Here is a 16,287-nt window from a genome sequence, read left to right as displayed (position 1 = left end):
TGATGAGCCGCTCGCCCTTCTCCCGTCCCAGCCCGGCGCGCTGGGCTGCGCTGACCGATCCCTGGCTGCGCCTGGGCATGTGCATCCGGCTCGGCCTGTATCCGGATGATCCGGGCCTGATCCGCATTCATCTGGATCTGGCCGACCAGCTCGCCGCCCGTGATGCCTGCCGCGCCTGGCATGTGCATGATCGCTGTCTGAGTCTGCTGCTCGACAGCGCCGACGACGTGATGCTGCCGGTGGCCTGGCGCATGAGCTGCCTGGCCTCCTGCAGCCGTCCGATGAGCCGGCTGGGCAGCCTGGTCGGCGATGATGCGAGCGCGGCGCGGCTGCAGACGCTGTCGCGCCGGCTGGCTGCGTTCTCCGACTCTCCTCTGCGTTTCATGCCGTGACTTCGTCTGATCTGCCCTCCTGTTCTGTCACCGATCCGGGGCGCCGCCGTGGCCTGGCCCGGATGGTCGTGCTGGGTGTCGCGGCGATGCTGCCGCCGGGCCTGTGGCCGGCCCGGGCGGTGGCTGCCGATGCGGCCGGTGCCATGCAGCCGCTGCCGCTGGACGCCTTCGCCGAGCCGCCGCGCATGAGCCAGCTCGAGCTGTCGCCCGATGGCCGCCAGCTCGCCGGGCTGGTGCATCTGGACGGCATCAATGCGCTGGTGTCGCGGCCGGTCGACGGTGACCGCCCGGTGCTGGTGCTGCGCCAGCTGCCCGGCGTGGCGATGGAGCGGATCGTCTGGTCCGGATCCGACCGGCTGCTGGTGCACACCCGGGTGGCACGGCCTCGCCAGGGCCTGCTGCTGGACGAATGGCGTCTGCTGTCGGTGCGTCCGGACGGCAGCGGCCTGAAGCTGCTGACGCCACCGGCCAGTCAGGGCGGCAGCGACGCGCAGATGCAGGGCCGCATCATCGATCTGCTGCCCGAAGACGATCGCCATGTGCTGGTCGAGCGGCCGCCGGTGCCGGGCCGGTCCGAGCCGGCGGTGGTGCGGCTGGATGTGGTCGAGGGCGGCTTCGTCGAGGTCCATCCGGCCCAGCGCCAGGTGCGGCGCTGGATGACCGATGCGCAGCACCGGGTTCGCATCGGCTGGCGCCAGGTCGACGAGCGCCTGGAGATCCTGGGCTGCGATCCGGATGGCGGGCGCTGGCGCACGCTGTGGTCGCTGGAGGGCACCGAGGTCGATGCGGTGCAGCCGCTGGGCTTCGACGACGATCCCTGGACGCTGCTGGTGCTGGCCGAGCATCAGGACCACATGGCGGTCTTCGGCGTCGATCTGCATGACGAGACGCCGAAGCCGCGCCTGCTGCGGGCGCAGTCCGGCTTCGATCTCGGAGCCGAGCCGCTGCGCCGTCCGGGCCGCAGCGCGCTGGGCGGGGTGCTGCCGGCCGGGCGTGCCCGCCGGCTGGGGGCTGCGGCCGGCGTGTGGGACGCGCCGCTGCAGGCGCTGGCCCGCGAGGTGGACGCGGCCCTGCCGGATCGGTTCAACCGGCTGACCTCCTTCAGCGCCGACGGCCTGCGCTATCTGGTGCACAGCAGCGGCGGCACCCAGCCTGGCGAGTACTACCTGGGCGAGCGCGGCGACGCGCCTGCGCTGACGCTGCTGCTGCAGCAGTATCCGACCCGGCTGACCGACCGGCTGGCGGGCAAGCGACCGGTCGAGTTCGTCGCCCGCGACGGCCTGCGCATCGAGGCCCTGCTGACACGCCCGCCCGGCCGCACCGGAGCGGGCTCGCTGGTGCTGATGCCCCACGGCGGCCCGCAGGCCGAGAGCGGCGACGAGGTCGACCTGTGGAGCGAGTTCCTGGCCAGCCGCGGCCATGCGGTGCTGGAGGTCAACTTCCGCGGCTCCACCGGGCGCGGGCGCAGCTTTCTGCTGGCGGGCCTGCGCCGCTGGGGGCGCGAGATGCAGGACGATCTGAGCGATGCGGCCGCCTGGGCGGTGGCCCAGGGCCTGGCCGACTCGCGCCGCATCGCCATCGCCGGCGCCAGCTACGGCGGCTATGCCGCGCTGATGGGCCTGGTGCAGGAGCCGCAGCGCTACTGCTGCGCCATCAGCTTTGCGGGCGTGTTCGATCTGCCGGGGATCATCCTGCACGCCAGCCGCTTTCTCGGCGGGCAGGCCGCCGCCGAACGCATGATCGGCCGCTACTGGGGCGACCGCGAGGCACTGCGCCAGGCCTCGCCGCTGCGGCAGGCCGAGCGCATCCGCAAGCCGGTGCTGCTGGTGCACGGCAGCGACGATCTGGTCGTGCCGGCGTCCCAGAGCCGCGACATGGCCGAGGCGCTGCGCGCCGCCGGCGGCCGGGTGCAGCATGTCGAGCAGTCGGGGGTCGGTCACCGGTGGGTGGCGGGTCGGCCGATGCGCCAGTTCCTGGCGCTGCAGGAGGCTTTCCTGGCCGAGCATCTCGGTCCAGGGGGCTGAAGCCGCATCTGCACCGACAATCGGGCATGACCGAACCGAACACCGCCTCCGCTGCGCCTTCTGCCTCCTCCTCGACCTCCCCCGCTGCCCGCGACTTTGCCCAGCTGCCGCTGTCGCCGACCGCGCTGGCCAATCTGCAGGCCCTGGGCTATGAGCGGATGACGCCCATCCAGGCCGCCAGCCTGCCGCTGAGCCTGGCCGGGCGCGACCTGATCGCCCAGGCCAAGACCGGCAGCGGCAAGACGGCTGCCTTCACGCTGCCGCTGCTGGCCAACCTGAACCCGCGCCGCTTCGCGGTGCAGGCGCTGGTGCTGTGCCCCACCCGCGAACTGGCCGACCAGGTGGCCGGCGAGGTGCGCCGTCTGGCCCGGGCCGAGGACAACATCAAGGTGCTGACGCTGTGCGGCGGCTCGCCGGTGCAGCCGCAGCTGGTGAGCCTCTCGCACGGCGCGCACATCGTGGTGGGCACGCCCGGCCGGGTGCTCGATCACCTCGACCGCGCCAGCCTGGCGCTGGACGCGCTGGCCACCCTGGTGCTGGACGAGGCCGACCGCATGCTCGACATGGGCTTCGCCGACGAGATCAAGCAGGTGCTCAAGCACTGTCCGGCGCAGCGCCAGACGCTGATGTTCTCGGCCACCTATCCCGAGGGCGTGCAGGCGCTGGCCACGCGCTTCATGCGCCAGCCGCAGACCGTCACGATCAAGGAGGCGCATGCGCCCGAGCAGATCCGGCAGCTGTTCATCGAGGTCACCGAGACCCAGCGCCTGCATGCGGTGAGCCTGCTGCTCAAGCACCACCGCCCGGTCAGCACGCTGGCGTTCTGCAACACCAAGCAGCAGTGCCGCGATCTGGTGGCGGTGCTGCAGGCCCAGGGCATCTCGGCGCTGGAGCTGCACGGCGACCTGGACCAGCGCGACCGCGACCAGGTGCTGGTGCGCTTCGCCAACCGCAGCTGCAGCGTGCTGGTGGCCACCGACGTGGCCGCGCGCGGCCTGGACATCGCCCAGCTCGAAGCGGTGATCAATGTGGACATCAGCCCCGAGGTGGAGGTGCACACCCACCGGGTGGGGCGCACCGGCCGCGCCGGCGAGAGTGGCCTGGCCGTGAGCCTGGCCAGCATGGACGAGATGGGCCGCGTGGGCAACATCGAGCATGCCCAGGGCCGCGCCTTCGAGTGGCTGCCGCTGGCCGCGCTGCAGGCCGCCGAGGACGCGCCGCCGCCGCTGCCGCCGATGGTGACGCTGCAGATCCTGGGCGGGCGCAAGGAGAAGATCCGCGCCGGCGACGTGCTGGGCGCCCTGACCAAGGACTTGGGCCTGGATGGCGCGCAGATCGGCAAGATCAGCATCAACGAGTTCAGCACCTATGTGGCGGTGGCCCGCGAGATCGCGCCCCAGGCCCTGCGCGGCCTGAGCGCGGGCAAGGTCAAGGGCCGCTCGGTGAAGGTGCGCCAGCTCTGAGATGAGCGCGGCGGGGTGCGGCGTGCGACTCAGTCCGGCGCGTCCACCACCACCTCGATCAGCGGCACTTCCCAGCGCTCGCAGTGCAGGTCGGCGCGGAAGGCCTCGCCGGCCTGCGCGCGCTGGCGCACCAGGATCGCGGTGATCCGGCCGGGCAGGCCGGGTGAACGCGCCAGCCGCTCCAGCGCCCCGGCCCGGCGCGAGAGCTGGCCGATCGGCTCGCCGCGCAGGTTCTCGATGCGCCGGCCGATCAGCCGCACCGGGTCGCCCGCCTCCAGCCGCGCCAGCCGCGCGTGCAGCACATGGCCCGGCGGCATGCGCCCGGCATGTCCCAGGTCGATGTCGGCCGGGCTGACCGGCAGCATGCGCCGGTGCGAGACCGGTGCGTCCGGCGGCTCTGCCGGTGTCGGCGCGGCCAGGGGCTCCAGCAGGCCGGCTTCCTGCAGCGCCTCCAGCCCGATGTCATCGAGCAGGCCGTGGCGCGAGGGGCGTGCGCGCATCAGCGTCAGCGTCTCGACCGCGCGGGTGGCGGCGACATAGAGCAGGCGGCGCTCGTCGTCGCCGGGCAGCCAGTCGTTGCAGTCCATGACGATGACATGGCGGAACTCCAGCCCCTTGGCGGCGTGCGCGGTCATCAGGCGCAGGGCCTGGGGGCTGCCGGCGCGGCGCGGTTCGCGGGCCAGCGCGTGCAGCTGTTCGACCAGCTCGGGCGCAGACGCACGCACCGGCGCGACCTGGGCCAGCTCGTTGGCCAGCAGCAGCAGGTCCTGCCAGACCGGATGGGCCGGGCGGCGTCGCGCCTGCAGACTGGCCCAGCGCATCGGTGCGGCGCCGCGGCGGTGCGGTCGGGCCGGACACCCCAGAAGGTCGAGCAGCCGCCGGCCCTCGCGTGTGTGCAGCACGGTCAGGCGGCTGGTGGCCTGCGGGCGCGGCGCGATCTCGCAGCGCAGGCCCTCGAGCAGGCACAGCGCCTGCAGCGCCGCCAGGCTGCGCCGGGTGCGCGCCAGCACCGCGATCTCGCCCGGGCGCAGCGCGGCATCCTCGGCCAGGCATCGGCGCACCGCGTCCAGCACCAGCGCCGCCTGCAGGCCGACCTCGGCCGGCGCGTCGATCAGCCGCACCGGCGCGCCCGGCGGCTCGTCCCGACGCGAGGCGGCCCGGTGCACCGGCGCGTCCGCGCCCTTCATGCGCTCGGCCACCGGCGCGATCAGCCGTTCGGCCACCGCCAGGATGGGCGGGGTCGAGCGGAAGTTCTCCAGCAGCAGCGTGGTGCGCACCGGCGCGTAGTCGTCGCGAAAGCGCCGGATGAACTCGATGCTGGCGCCGCCGAAGCCGTAGATGGTCTGGTCGTCGTCGCCGACCGCCATCAGCTGGGTGTGCGGTCCGGCCAGTGCGCCCACCAGCGCGTACTGCGCCGGGCTCATGTCCTGGTACTCGTCGACGAAGAGATGCGTCGGGCGCGGCCGCTCGGGTTCGGCCTGCAGCAGCGCCACCGCCTCGTCGAGCATGCGGGCGAAGTCGAGCGGCACGTCCTCCTGCTCGCTGCCGGCCAGCGCTCGGCCGATCAGCCGCAGCGCCATCGCATGGTGGGTCAGCACGGTCACGCCGCGCGCGGGCTCGCCGGCCAGCGCGTGCAGGCGCTGGCGCAGCTCGGCGGCGGCGCCCCGGTTGAAGGCCAGCGCGACGATCTGCCGCGCCTGCACCTGCCGCGCCTGCAGCAGCCAGGCGATGCGGTGCGCGATCACCCGCGTCTTGCCCGATCCCGGCCCGGCCAGCACCAGCTGGTGGCCGCGGTCCGGCGCGCAGACCAGCGCGCGCTGCACCGGCGTCAGCGGCTCGAGCAGGTGCTGGTGCAGCGCCCGGTGGGTGGCCGATCCCGGCAGCAGGTCCCGGTCGCGCAGCTGCTGCAGCGCCTGCCGCAGCGCGCGGGCCGGTTCGTGCAGCGCGGCCGCCAGCACCGCATCGCCCGAGTCCAGCAGCGCGTGCAGCGCCTGCTCGACCTGCGCGAGACGGGTCAGATCGGCGCGGTCGGCGAGATCGTCGTCAGGGGCCAGGTCGTCGGGGGATCGTGGGGCGGCGCTCATGCCCGGGCATCATCCCATGGATGATGCCCGGCCTGAGTCCAGTGGGTGCCGGCGCTGGCGAGCCGCTGCACTCAGCGCGCCCGGCCTTCCTTCCAGGCGCTCAGCAGCTTGTCATAGGCGATGGTCTCGCCCTTGGGCTTCTCGTTGGCCAGCTTCTTCCACGGTGCCTGCTTGTCGCTCAGCCACTTCTCGGCGCTTTCCTTCTTGTTGAGCTTCGGCGGGCACTGGGCCATGCCGGCGCGCTCCAGGCGGGCCATCACGTCGTCCATCTCCTTGGCCAGGTTGTCCATCGCGCCCTGAGGCGTCTTCTCGCCGGTCACGGCCTGGGCCACGTTCTTCCACCAGAGCTGGGCCAGCTTCGGGTAGTCGGGCACATTGGTGCCGGTCGGGCTCCAGGCCACGCGCGCCGGGCTGCGATAGAACTCGACCAGACCGCCCAGCTTCGGTGCCATGTCGGTCATGGTCTTGCTCTGGATGTCGGACTCGCGGATCGGGGTCAGGCCGACCACCGTCTTCTTCAGGCTGGTGGTCTTGGCGGTGACGAACTGCGCGTACAGCCAGGCGGCGGCGGTCTTGCTGGCGTCATGGTCCTTGAAGAAGGTCCAGGACCCGACGTCCTGGTAGCCGTTCTGCATGCCCTGCTTCCAGTACGGGCCGTTGGGGCCGGGCGCCATGCGCCATTTCGGGGTGCCGTCGGCGTTGACCACCGGCAGACCCTTCTTGGTCATGTCGGCGGTGAAGGCGGTGTACCAGAAGATCTGCTGGGCGATCTGGCCTTGTGCCGGCACCGGACCGGCCTCGCCGAAGGTCATGCCGGTGGCTTCCTTCGGGGCGTATTTCTTCATCCAGTCCACATACTTGGTCAGCGCGTAGACGGCTGCCGGCGAGTTGGTGGCCCCCCCCCGCTCGACCGAGGCGCCCACCGGCGTGCACTTGTCGGCGCCCACACGGATGCCCCACTCGTCGATCGGCAGGCCGTTGGGCGTGCCGATGTCGGCGGTGCCGGCCATCGACAGCCAGGCGTCGGTGAAGCGCCAGCCCAGGGACGGGTCCTTCTTGCCGTAGTCCATGTGGCCGTAGATGGGCTTGCCGTCGATCTGCTTCACGTCGTTGCTGAAGAACTCGGCGATGTCCTCGTAGGCCGACCAGTTCAGCGGCACGCCCAGCTCGTAGCCGTACTTGGCCTTGAACTTGTCCTTCAGATCCTTGCGCTCGAACAGGTCGGCGCGGAACCAGTACAGGTTGGCGAACTGCTGGTCGGGCAGCTGATAGAGCTTGCCGTCCGGGCCGGTGGTGAACTTGGTGCCGATGAAGTCCTTCAGGTCCAGGCCCGGGTTGGTGAACTCCTTGCCGGAGCCGGCCATGTAGTCGGTGAGGTTCAGCACCTTGCCGTAGCGATAGTGGGTGCCGATCAGGTCGGAGTCGCTGATCCAGCCGTCATAGATGGACTTGCCCGACTGCATCGAGGTCTGCAGCTTCTCGACCACATCGCCTTCCTGGATCAGGTCGTGCTTGACGGTGATGCCGGTGATCTCGCTGAAGGCCTTGGCCAGGGTCTTGGCCTCGTACTCGTGGGTGGTGATGGTCTCGGAGACGACCGAGATTTCCTTGACGCCCTTGGCCTTGAGCTTGGCTGCAGCCTCGATGAACCACTTCATCTCGGCCATCTGCTGGTCCTTGCTCAGCGTCGAGGGCTGGAACTCGTTGTCCACCCATTTCTTCGCCTCGGCCTCGCCAGCCTGAGCCAGGTTCGTTCCCAGCGCGCACAGCGCAGCCAGGGCCAGGGCGTGGTATCGCATCTTCATCGCTTGTCTCCTCATGGGCGCTGCCCCGTTCTCTTGTGGAGGCCCTCGGCCCCGGGGCAGCACCCGGGCCGGATTCCTCGTCGTCGTGTTCGCCGTGTGCTCGCTCAGCCCTTGCGCATCACCAGCCCGAGCACGCCCATCGACGCGACGAAGCTGATCCAGATGCTGGGCTCGTTCTCCAGCGACAGCCATTGCGCGATCTGACCGGCCAGGCCCACCCAGGCCAGGTTGATGTAGGCCGCGCTCAGCAGGCCGATGAAGAGCCGGTCGCCGCGGGTGGTGGCGATCGGCAGAAAGCCCTTGCGCAGTCGGGTGGGGGAGCGGATCTCCCACATCGTCATGCCCGCCAGCATCAGCACGATGCAGCCGAAGAACACCGCCACCGGCGTTGTCCAGACCATCCAATCGAACATCTCTTGTCTCCTTGCGCCTGGCGCCTTGGCCGTTGCGGGGGGCTCAGACGCGGCCCATCGCGAAGCCCTTCGCGATGTAGTGGCGCACGAACCAGATCACGATCGCGCCAGGCACGATCGTCAGCACGCCGGCGGCCGCCAGCGTGGCCCAGTCCATGCCGGAAGCCGACACGGTGCGGGTCATCGTCGCGACGATCGGCTTGGCGTTGACGCTGGTGAGCGTGCGCGCCAGCAGCAGCTCGACCCACGAGAACATGAAGCAGAAGAAGGCCGCCACGCCCACGCCGGCCTTGATCAGCGGCAGGAAGATCGTCATGAAGAAGCGCGGGAAGCTGTAGCCGTCGATGTAGGCGGTCTCGTCGATCTCGCGCGGAATGCCCGACATGAAGCCTTCCAGGATCCAGACCGCCAGCGGCACGTTGAACAGCAGGTGCGCCAGCGCCACCGCGATGTGCGTGTCCATCAGCCCGACGGTGGTGTAGAGCTGGAAGAAGGGCAGCAGGAACACCGCTGGCGGTGTCATGCGGTTGGTCAGCAGCCAGAAGAAGACATGCTTGTCGCCCAGGAAGCTGTAGCGGCTGAAGGCGTAGGCGGCCGGCAGCGCCACGCTGATCGAGATCACCGTGTTGATGCCGACATAGATCAGGCTGTTGATGTAGCCCGAATACCAGCTCGGGTCGGTGAAGATCAGCCGGTAGTTGTCCCAGGTGAAGTGCTGCGGCCAGAGGCTGAAGCTCGAGAGAATCTCCTCGTTGGTCTTGAAGCTCATGTTGACCATCCAGTAGATGGGCAGCAGCGCGAAGACCAGATAGGCGACGAGGAACAGCGAGCGCTTGTGGAAACGGTGCTCATGCATGGTCGGCACCCTCCTTCTCGGTGGCGCCGAGGCGCTGCATCCAGTTGTAGAGGATGAAGCACATCAGCAGGATGATGAGGAAGTAGATCAGCGAGAAGGCCGCGGCGGGGCCGAGGTCGAACTGGCCGACCGCCTTCTGCGTCAGGTACTGCGACAGGAAGGTCGTCGCGTTGCCGGGGCCGCCGCCGGTCAGCACGAAGGGCTCGGTGTAGATCATGAAGCTGTCCATGAAGCGCAGCAGCACCGCGATCATCAGCACGCCGCGCATCTTGGGCAGCTGGATGTGGCGGAACACCGCCAGCTTGCTGGCGCCGTCGATGCGCGCGGCCTGGTAGTAGGCGTCCGGGATGGAGCGCAGGCCGGCGTAGGCCAGCAGCGCCACCAGCGGCGTCCAGTGCCAGACATCCATCAGCAGCACCGTCAGCCAGGCGTGCGTGGCATTGCCGGTGTAGCTGTAGTCGATCCCGAGCGCCTGCAGCGCGTGGCCCATCAGGCCGATGTCGGCGCGGCCGAAGATCTGCCAGATGGTGCCGACCACATTCCACGGGATCAGCAGCGACAGCGAGATCGTCACCAGCACCGCCGAGGACCGCCAGCCCGAGGCCGGCATGCACAGGGCCAGCGCGATGCCCAGCGGCAGCTCCACCGCCAGCACCGCCAGCGAGAAGCACAGCTGGTTCCACAGCGCGGCGTGCAGGTCCTCGTCGCGCATCACGGCGGCGAACCATTCGGTGCCGACGAAGACGCGCCGCTCGGGGCTGATGATGTCCTGCACCGAGTAGTTCACCACCGTCATCAGCGGCAGGATGGCCGAGAAGGCCACGCACAGGAACACGGGCAGGATCAGGAACCAGGCCTTCTGGTTCACGGGCTTGGTCTGGGGGCTCATGCGACCAGCTCCTCGTTGGCATAGAAGCAGGTGTGGGCGCCCAGCAGCCGGGCACCGACGGGGCTGCCGGCCGCAGGCGGCACGGCATCGGCCGGCAGGCGGGACTTCAGGCGCTGGCCGGCCAGGTCCAGTGTCACCAGGAAATAGGTGCCGATGTCCTGCACCTGGCGCACGGTGGCGGGCAGGCTGCCGGCGGTGCCGGGTGCGTCCAGCGCCAGGTATTCAGGGCGGATGCCCAGGCGCAGATCGGCGCCGGCCGGCAGCGCGCGTGGTGCGCGGCCCAGCACCTGGCCGGCCACGCTCAGCACCTCGCCCTGCAGCGTCGCGGGCAGGAAGTTCATGCCCGGCGAGCCGATGAAGTGGCCGACGAAGGTGTGCGCCGGGCGCTCGAACAGCGCGTCGGGCGTGCCCTGCTGCACCACCCGGCCGCGTGTCATCACCACCACCTGGTCGGCGAAGGTCAGCGCCTCCACCTGGTCGTGGGTGACGTAGATCAGCGTGAGCTTGAGTTCGTGATGGATCTGCTTGAGCTTGCGCCGCAGCTGCCACTTCAGGTGCGGGTCGATCACGGTCAGCGGCTCGTCGAACAGCACCGCCGCCACGTCAGGCCGCACCAGCCCGCGGCCCAGCGAGATCTTCTGCTTCTGGTCGGCCGAGAGGCCGGCGGCGCGCTGGTCGAGCTGGTGGCTCATCTCCAGCATTTCGGCGATCTGGCCGACACGCTGGCGGATGGTCTCCCTCGGCACGCGCCGGTTCTTCAGCGGGAAGGCCAGGTTCTCGGCCACGGTCATCGTGTCGTAGATCACCGGGAACTGGAAGACCTGCGCGATGTTGCGCTCCTGCGGCGTGGCGCGGGTCATGTCGGTGCCGTCGAACTTCACGCTGCCGTGCGAGGGCACCAGCAGGCCCGACATGATGTTGAGCATGGTGCTCTTGCCGCAGCCGGAAGGGCCGAGCAGCGCATAGGCGCCGCCGTCCTCGAAGCTCATCTTCAACGGCAGCAGCGCATAGTCGCTGTCCTGCGCCGGATTCGGGCGGTAGGAATGGGCGAGGTCGAGATCGATGCGGGCCATGTCAGTGCACCTCCCGGCGCTGCGGCGCCACCAGCAGCGCACCTGACGCGTCGAAGACGTGGACCTGGGTCGGCTGCACATGCAGCGTCAGCGCGGTACCCAGCTCGAACTCATGCACACCGGTGAGCTGCGCGACCAGCTCGCCCACTGCGGTGTGCACATGCACGAAGGTGTCGGAGCCGGAGATCTCCGCCAGCTCCACTCGACCGGGCAGCGCCAGATCGCCCGGCCGGGCCTCCGGCCGCAGCACGCTGGCGCGAATGCCCAGCGTCAGCGCGCGGGACGTCTGGCGGGGCAGATCCACCGCGACCACCGCCCCGTCCCGCAGGCGCGCGCCGCCTTCGGCCACCTCGGCGGCCAGCAGATTCATCGGCGGGTCGGAGAAGGCGCGTGCCACCCGCAGCGAGGCCGGGCGGTGGAAGACCTCGGCGGTCGGGCCGTACTGCAGCAGCTCGCCCTGGTCCATCACCGCGGTCCAGCCGCCCAGCAGCAGCGCCTCGCCGGGCTCGGTGGTGGCGTAGACGACGGTGGAGTCGCCGGTCGAAAACAGCGCCGAGAGCTCCTCGCGCAGTTCCTCGCGCAATTTGTAGTCGAGATTGACCAGCGGCTCGTCGAGCAGCATCAGCGGCGCGTTCTTGGCCAGCGCGCGTGCCAGCGCCACCCGCTGCTGCTGACCGCCCGACAGCTCGGCGGGCAGGCGGTCGAGAAAGATGTCGATGTGCAGCCGCTCGGCCAGCTCGCGCACCTTCTTGTCGATGGTGGCTTTCGGCGTGCGATGCAGCTTCAGCGGCGAGGCGATGTTGTCGCGCACTGTCATCGACGGGTAGTTGATGAACTGCTGGTAGACCATCGCGACGTTGCGATCGCGCACCGGCAGGCCGGTGACGTCCTGGCCGTCGACGCGGACGCGGCCTCGGTCAGGTCGGTCGAGCCCGGCCATGATGCGCATCAGGCTGGTCTTGCCGGCCTGGGTCGCGCCCAGCAGCACCGTGACCGTGCCCGGGCGCAGCGCCAGGTCCATCGGATGCAGCCAGGTCTCGGCGCCGACGGTGCGGCCGATGCCTTCGAGCCTCAGCTCCATGGGTTCACCTTCTTCATGATGGCGTTGTCTCTCTCGTCGTCGTTGTCAGGGAAGTCAGTGATCGAGGCCGCGCGCCGCCATCCACCGCCCCACCGCCTCGCGCTCGGCCGCACTGAAGTGCAGCCCGAGCTTGCTGCGGCGCCACAGCACGTCCTCGGCGCTGCGCGCCCACTCGTGGCGGATCAGGAAGTCCAGCTCGGCCTCGTGCAGGCCGGGCGCGATCTCCGCGCCCAGGCCGGCGAGCGAGGTGGCCGTGCCCAGCACGCCGTCGACCCGGCTGCCGTAGGCGCGTGCGAGCCGGCGTGCCAGCGGCGCCTCCAGCCAGGCGTGGCGCGCGCGCAGCTGCACGACGAAGCGCTCGAAGTCGGTGTCGGGGCGCTGCGGCGGGCCGATCCAGGCGCTCAGATCGCCGCCCGGCAGATGCGCCGTGGCGGTCCAGGCCGGGCGACTCTGGCCGAGCAGCCGGCCGATCTCGCTGGCGGCGTCCTCGGCGAGCTTGCGGAAGGTGGTGATCTTGCCACCCCAGACGCTCAGCAGCGGCGCGCCGCCGTCCGAGTTGTTCTCCAGCAGGTAGTCGCGGGTGACGGCCGACGGATCGCCCGAGTCGTCGTCGAGCAGCGGGCGCACGCCGGCGTAGTGCCAGACCACGTCGGACGGCGCGACCGCGCGGGTGAAGTAGCGGCTGGCCTGCTCGCACAGGTAGGCGATCTCGCCCGCGTCGATGCGCGCCTGCGCCGGGTCGCCCTCGATCTCCTGATCGGTGGTGCCGATCAGCGTGAAGTCGCGCTCGTAGGGGATCGCGAAGATGATGCGCCGGTCGGGGTTCTGGAAGATGTAGGCGTGGTCGTGCTCGAAGCAGCGCGGCACGACGATGTGCGAGCCCTTGACCAGGCGCAGGCTCTTGGTCGCCAGCGTCTCGCCAGCGGCCGGACGGGCGGTGCTGCGCAGGAAGCTCTCCGCCCAGGGGCCGGCGGCATTGACCAGCAGGCGCGCCTCGACCGTGCGTGCCGTGCCGCCGTCGGCCGGCTGCAGCACCGCGCGCCAGCCCTGCGCGCCGCGCTGGGCCGACACCACCCGGGTGCGCGTCAGCACCTCGGCGCCGCGCTCGCGGGCGTCCAGCGCGTTGAGCAGCACCAGGCGCGCGTCGTCCACCCAGCCGTCGGAGTAGACGAAGCCGCGGGTGTAGCCCGCCTTCAGCGGCGCGCCGGCCGCATGCGTGCGCAGGTCGATCGCGTGCGAGCCCGGCAGCACCTCGCGCCGCGCCAGATGGTCATAGAGGAACAGGCCGATGCGGATCATCCAGGCCGGGCGCATCGACGGGTCGTGCGGCATCACGAAGCGCAGCGGCCACATGATGTGCGGCGCGCTGCGCAGCAGCACCTCGCGCTCTTGCAGCGCCTTGCGCACCAGGCCGAATTCCCGGTGTTCGAGATAGCGCAGGCCGCCGTGAATCAGCTTGGTCGACGACGACGAGGTGTGCTGCGCCAGGTCCTCGGCCTCGGCCAGCAGCACCCGCCAGCCCCGGCCGGCGAGGTCGCGGGCGATGCCGGCGCCATTGATGCCGCCGCCGACGACCAGCACGTCGAAGGTGTCCGCGGTCGCGCCGGCCGGAGCCGTGCGCGCTGGCGATGATGGATTCAAGAAGGTCTCCTCGGGCGGGCCGTCGCCGGTCGTCGGGCGGTGGCCGCGTTCTGGTTCTGCGGTGTTCTTTTTCTTTTTTATGCGATTGGAAGTTCGTTTGCAAGATGGTTTCCCATCGTTTGATTTCGTTTTTGATGCGAATAGAGTTCGGCCACGTTCGCTTCTGATCATCCCGCGAAGCGTGCCGCGGTGTCAGCCGCGGCCCGGCACCGCGCCGCGACAATCCCGCGCATGACTCCGAACCCCCGCCAATCCGAACTGCTCGACGAGGTCCGCGCCCGCGGCGTGATGACGGTCGAGGCGCTGGCCGAGCGCTTCGGCGTGACGCTGCAGACGGTGCGCCGCGACGTGAAGCTGCTGGCCGAGGCCGGCCTGCTCGCTCGCTTCCACGGCGGCGTGCGCCTGCCGATGTCGACCACCGAGAACATCGCCTACCGCCAGCGCCAGGACCTGCATGCCGAGGCCAAGCAGCGCATCGCGCGCGCGGTGGCCGCGGCGGTGCCCGAGGGCTGCTCGCTGCTGATCAACCTGGGCACGACCACCGAGGCGGTGGCGCGCGAGCTGCTGCGCCACCGCGGCCTGCGGGTCATCACCAACAACCTGAACGTCGCGGCCATCCTGGCGGACAACCCCGACTGCGAGGTCATCGTCGCCGGCGGCGTGGTGCGCCATCGCGACCGCGGCATCGTCGGCGAGGCGGCGGTGGACTTCATCAATCAGTTCCGGGTCGACATCGGCATCATCGGCATCTCCGGCATCGAGCCCGACGGCACGCTGCGCGACTACGACTACCGCGAGGTCAAGGTCGCGCAGGCCATCATCCGGCAGAGCCGCGAGGTCTGGCTGGCCACCGACCATTCCAAGTTCAACCGCCCGGCGATGGTCGAGATGGCGCGCATGCAGCAGCTCGACCGCCTGTTCACCGACGTCGAGCCGCCCTCGCCCTACGCGGCGCTGCTGGCCGAGGCCGGCGTGCAGCTCGACATCGCGCGCTGAGGGCCGCGACCCCACAACAACGACCGTCCGAGGAGACTTTCCCATGACCTATCTGCTGGCCCTGGACCAGGGCACGTCGAGCTCGCGCAGCATCGTCTTCGACGAGCACGGCCGCATCCGCGCGATGGCGCAGCGCGAGTTCCGCCAGCACTACCCGCGCCCGGGCTGGGTCGAGCACGATCCGATGGAGATCTGGCACAGCCAGCTCGAGACCGCACGCGAGGCCCTGCAGCGCGCCGGGCTGCAGGCCGGCGACATCCGCAGCATCGGCATCACCAACCAGCGCGAGACCACGCTGGTGTGGGAGCGGCGCAGCGGCCGGCCGATCCATCCGGCCATCGTCTGGCAGGACCGCCGCGCCGAGCCGCTGTGCGCGCAGCTGCGCGAGGCCGGCCACGGCGACTGGGTGCGCGAGCGCACCGGGCTGGTGATCGACGCCTATTTCTCGGCGACCAAGATCCGCTGGCTGCTCGACCAGGTGCCGGGCGCGCGGGCGGCGGCCGAGCGCGGCGAGCTGGCCTTCGGCACGGTCGACAGCTGGCTGCTGTGGCAGCTCACCGGCGGGCGGGTGCACGCCACCGATGTCAGCAATGCCGCGCGCACCCTGCTGCTCGACGTGCGCACCCAGCGCTGGGATGCGGAGCTGCTGGCCCTGTTCGACATTCCGGCCAGCCTGCTGCCCGAGGTCCGCCCCAGCAGCCATGTGTTCGGCGAGACGCTGCCGGAGCTGCTGGGTGCGTCGGTTCCGGTCGGCGGCATGGCTGGCGACCAGCAGAGCGCGCTCTTCGGCCAGGCCTGCCTGTCGCCGGGCCAGGCCAAGAACACCTATGGCACCGGCTGCTTCATGCTGATGCACGCCGGCGAGCGCTTCCGCGCCAGCGAGAACGGCCTGGTGACCACCAGCGCCTGCCGCACCGGCGGGGTGCCGGCGCCGGAGTTCGCGCTGGAGGGCAGCGTCTTCATCGGCGGCGCGGTGGTGCAGTGGCTGCGCGACGGTCTGCGCGCCATCGAGTCCAGCCACGAGGTGCAGGCGCTGGCCGCCAGCGTGCCCGACGCAGGCGGCGTGCTGATGGTGCCCGCCTTCACCGGGCTGGGCGCGCCCTATTGGGATGCGGACGCGCGCGGCGCCATCGTCGGCCTGACGCGCGGCACGACGATGGCCCACATCGCCCGCGCCGCGCTGGAGAGCATCGCCTTCCAGAGCGCCGCGCTGCTGCAGGCGATGAGCCGTGATGCGGTGGCCGCCGGCGGCGAGCCGGTCAGCGAGCTGCGGGTCGACGGCGGCGCCTGCGTCAACGACCTGCTGATGCAGTTCCAGGCCGACCTGCTCGGCATTCCGGTGCTGCGCCCGAAGGTGATCGAGACGACCGCGCTGGGCGCGGCCTTCCTGGCCGGGCTGTCGGCCGGCGTCTGGCGCGACCCGGCCGAGCTGGCGGCGCTGTGGCAGGCCGAGCGCGTCTTCCACCCGACACTGCCGCGCGAGCGCGCCGAGGAGCGCATGGCGCAGTGGGAGCGCGCGGTGCGCCAGGCCTGCGCACGCTGACGTCTCCGCCCGGCGCCAGCGCTCAGG

Annotated in this window: 13 protein-coding genes; 5 read left to right on the top strand and 8 right to left on the bottom strand. The window is 70.7% G+C overall.

Annotated features, from left to right (window positions below):
• The first annotated feature begins 2 nt into the window (after positions 1 to 2).
• The 3 genes from HZU84_RS11060 to dbpA are packed head-to-tail and all read left to right on the top strand — an operon-like array spanning position 3 to position 3,879.
• Positions 3 to 392 carry a hypothetical protein gene (locus tag HZU84_RS11060; RefSeq protein ID WP_149505576.1) on the top strand — a complete coding sequence of 130 codons (390 nt, stop codon included), beginning with the start codon at positions 3 to 5 and terminating at the stop codon, positions 390 to 392.
• Positions 389 to 2,416, top strand: coding sequence for a S9 family peptidase (locus HZU84_RS20965; RefSeq protein ID WP_149505577.1), 2,028 nt, complete (start codon positions 389 to 391; stop codon positions 2,414 to 2,416). Before HZU84_RS11060 ends, HZU84_RS20965 begins: the two co-directional genes overlap by 4 nt.
• 26 nt (positions 2,417 to 2,442) lie before the next feature.
• The gene (dbpA, locus tag HZU84_RS11050; RefSeq protein WP_149505578.1) at positions 2,443 to 3,879 is read left to right on the top strand and encodes an ATP-dependent RNA helicase DbpA; all 1,437 of its coding nucleotides are present in this window, start codon (positions 2,443 to 2,445) and stop codon (positions 3,877 to 3,879) included.
• A 29-nt stretch (positions 3,880 to 3,908) separates the two neighbouring features.
• Here the strand turns inward: dbpA and HZU84_RS11045 are convergent, their stop codons facing one another.
• The 8 genes from HZU84_RS11045 to glpD form a co-directional block, all read right to left on the bottom strand.
• Positions 3,909 to 5,963, bottom strand: a complete 2,055-nt coding sequence (locus HZU84_RS11045; protein WP_149505579.1) for an ATP-dependent helicase — start codon at positions 5,961 to 5,963, stop codon at positions 3,909 to 3,911.
• 71 nt (positions 5,964 to 6,034) lie between these two features.
• Positions 6,035 to 7,768 (bottom strand): ABC transporter substrate-binding protein, encoded by a 1,734-nt coding sequence (locus HZU84_RS11040; RefSeq protein WP_149505580.1) that lies wholly within the window; start codon positions 7,766 to 7,768, stop codon positions 6,035 to 6,037.
• A 104-nt stretch (positions 7,769 to 7,872) separates the two neighbouring features.
• Complete coding sequence (locus tag HZU84_RS11035) at positions 7,873 to 8,181, bottom strand: DUF2160 domain-containing protein (protein WP_149505581.1); 309 nt, start codon at positions 8,179 to 8,181, stop codon at positions 7,873 to 7,875.
• A gap of 43 nt (positions 8,182 to 8,224) precedes the next feature.
• Positions 8,225 to 9,037 carry a carbohydrate ABC transporter permease gene (locus HZU84_RS11030; RefSeq protein ID WP_149505582.1) on the bottom strand — a complete coding sequence of 271 codons (813 nt, stop codon included), beginning with the start codon at positions 9,035 to 9,037 and terminating at the stop codon, positions 8,225 to 8,227.
• Positions 9,030 to 9,926: a carbohydrate ABC transporter permease gene (locus tag HZU84_RS11025; RefSeq protein ID WP_149505583.1), complete on the bottom strand. Its 897-nt coding sequence runs from the start codon at positions 9,924 to 9,926 to the stop codon at positions 9,030 to 9,032. Before HZU84_RS11025 ends, HZU84_RS11030 begins: the two co-directional genes overlap by 8 nt.
• Positions 9,923 to 10,999 (bottom strand): ABC transporter ATP-binding protein, encoded by a 1,077-nt coding sequence (locus tag HZU84_RS11020; RefSeq protein WP_149505584.1) that lies wholly within the window; start codon positions 10,997 to 10,999, stop codon positions 9,923 to 9,925. The genes HZU84_RS11025 and HZU84_RS11020 overlap by 4 nt, the downstream gene beginning before the upstream one ends.
• A 1-nt stretch (position 11,000) precedes the next feature.
• The gene (locus tag HZU84_RS11015; RefSeq protein WP_149505585.1) at positions 11,001 to 12,080 is read right to left on the bottom strand and encodes an ABC transporter ATP-binding protein; all 1,080 of its coding nucleotides are present in this window, start codon (positions 12,078 to 12,080) and stop codon (positions 11,001 to 11,003) included.
• A 54-nt stretch (positions 12,081 to 12,134) separates the two neighbouring features.
• Positions 12,135 to 13,721, bottom strand: a complete 1,587-nt coding sequence (gene glpD, locus HZU84_RS11010; protein ID WP_244954582.1) for a glycerol-3-phosphate dehydrogenase — start codon at positions 13,719 to 13,721, stop codon at positions 12,135 to 12,137.
• 231 nt (positions 13,722 to 13,952) lie between these two features.
• On the opposite strand from glpD, the gene HZU84_RS11005 reads away from it, so the two are divergent.
• Positions 13,953 to 14,717: a DeoR/GlpR family DNA-binding transcription regulator gene (locus HZU84_RS11005; protein WP_149505586.1), complete on the top strand. Its 765-nt coding sequence runs from the start codon at positions 13,953 to 13,955 to the stop codon at positions 14,715 to 14,717.
• A 43-nt stretch (positions 14,718 to 14,760) separates the two neighbouring features.
• Positions 14,761 to 16,260, top strand: a complete 1,500-nt coding sequence (gene glpK, locus HZU84_RS11000; protein ID WP_149505587.1) for a glycerol kinase GlpK — start codon at positions 14,761 to 14,763, stop codon at positions 16,258 to 16,260.
• Positions 16,261 to 16,287 lie beyond the last annotated feature (27 nt).

Origin of the sequence: Sphaerotilus sulfidivorans, assembly GCF_013426975.1 — a bacterium.
GTDB lineage: Bacteria > Pseudomonadota > Gammaproteobacteria > Burkholderiales > Burkholderiaceae_C > Sphaerotilus > Sphaerotilus sulfidivorans.
The sequence above is the reverse complement of the archived record's forward strand: the minus strand, read 5'-3'. Positions and strand labels throughout refer to the sequence as shown.

Bases quoted from the DNA above. Each gene is read 5' to 3' on its own strand.
- HZU84_RS11060 (WP_149505576.1), top strand. From the start codon at position 3: ATGAGCCGCTCGCCCTTCTCCCGTCCCAGCCCGGCGCGCTGGGCTGCG.
- dbpA (WP_149505578.1), top strand. From the start codon at position 2,443: ATGACCGAACCGAACACCGCCTCCGCTGCGCCTTCTGCCTCCTCCTCG.
- HZU84_RS11045 (WP_149505579.1), bottom strand. From the start codon at position 5,963: ATGAGCGCCGCCCCACGATCCCCCGACGACCTGGCCCCTGACGACGAT.
- HZU84_RS11040 (WP_149505580.1), bottom strand. From the start codon at position 7,768: ATGAAGATGCGATACCACGCCCTGGCCCTGGCTGCGCTGTGCGCGCTG.
- HZU84_RS11035 (WP_149505581.1), bottom strand. From the start codon at position 8,181: ATGTTCGATTGGATGGTCTGGACAACGCCGGTGGCGGTGTTCTTCGGC.
- HZU84_RS11030 (WP_149505582.1), bottom strand. From the start codon at position 9,037: ATGCATGAGCACCGTTTCCACAAGCGCTCGCTGTTCCTCGTCGCCTAT.
- HZU84_RS11025 (WP_149505583.1), bottom strand. From the start codon at position 9,926: ATGAGCCCCCAGACCAAGCCCGTGAACCAGAAGGCCTGGTTCCTGATC.
- HZU84_RS11020 (WP_149505584.1), bottom strand. From the start codon at position 10,999: ATGGCCCGCATCGATCTCGACCTCGCCCATTCCTACCGCCCGAATCCG.
- HZU84_RS11015 (WP_149505585.1), bottom strand. From the start codon at position 12,080: ATGGAGCTGAGGCTCGAAGGCATCGGCCGCACCGTCGGCGCCGAGACC.
- HZU84_RS11005 (WP_149505586.1), top strand. From the start codon at position 13,953: ATGACTCCGAACCCCCGCCAATCCGAACTGCTCGACGAGGTCCGCGCC.
- glpK (WP_149505587.1), top strand. From the start codon at position 14,761: ATGACCTATCTGCTGGCCCTGGACCAGGGCACGTCGAGCTCGCGCAGC.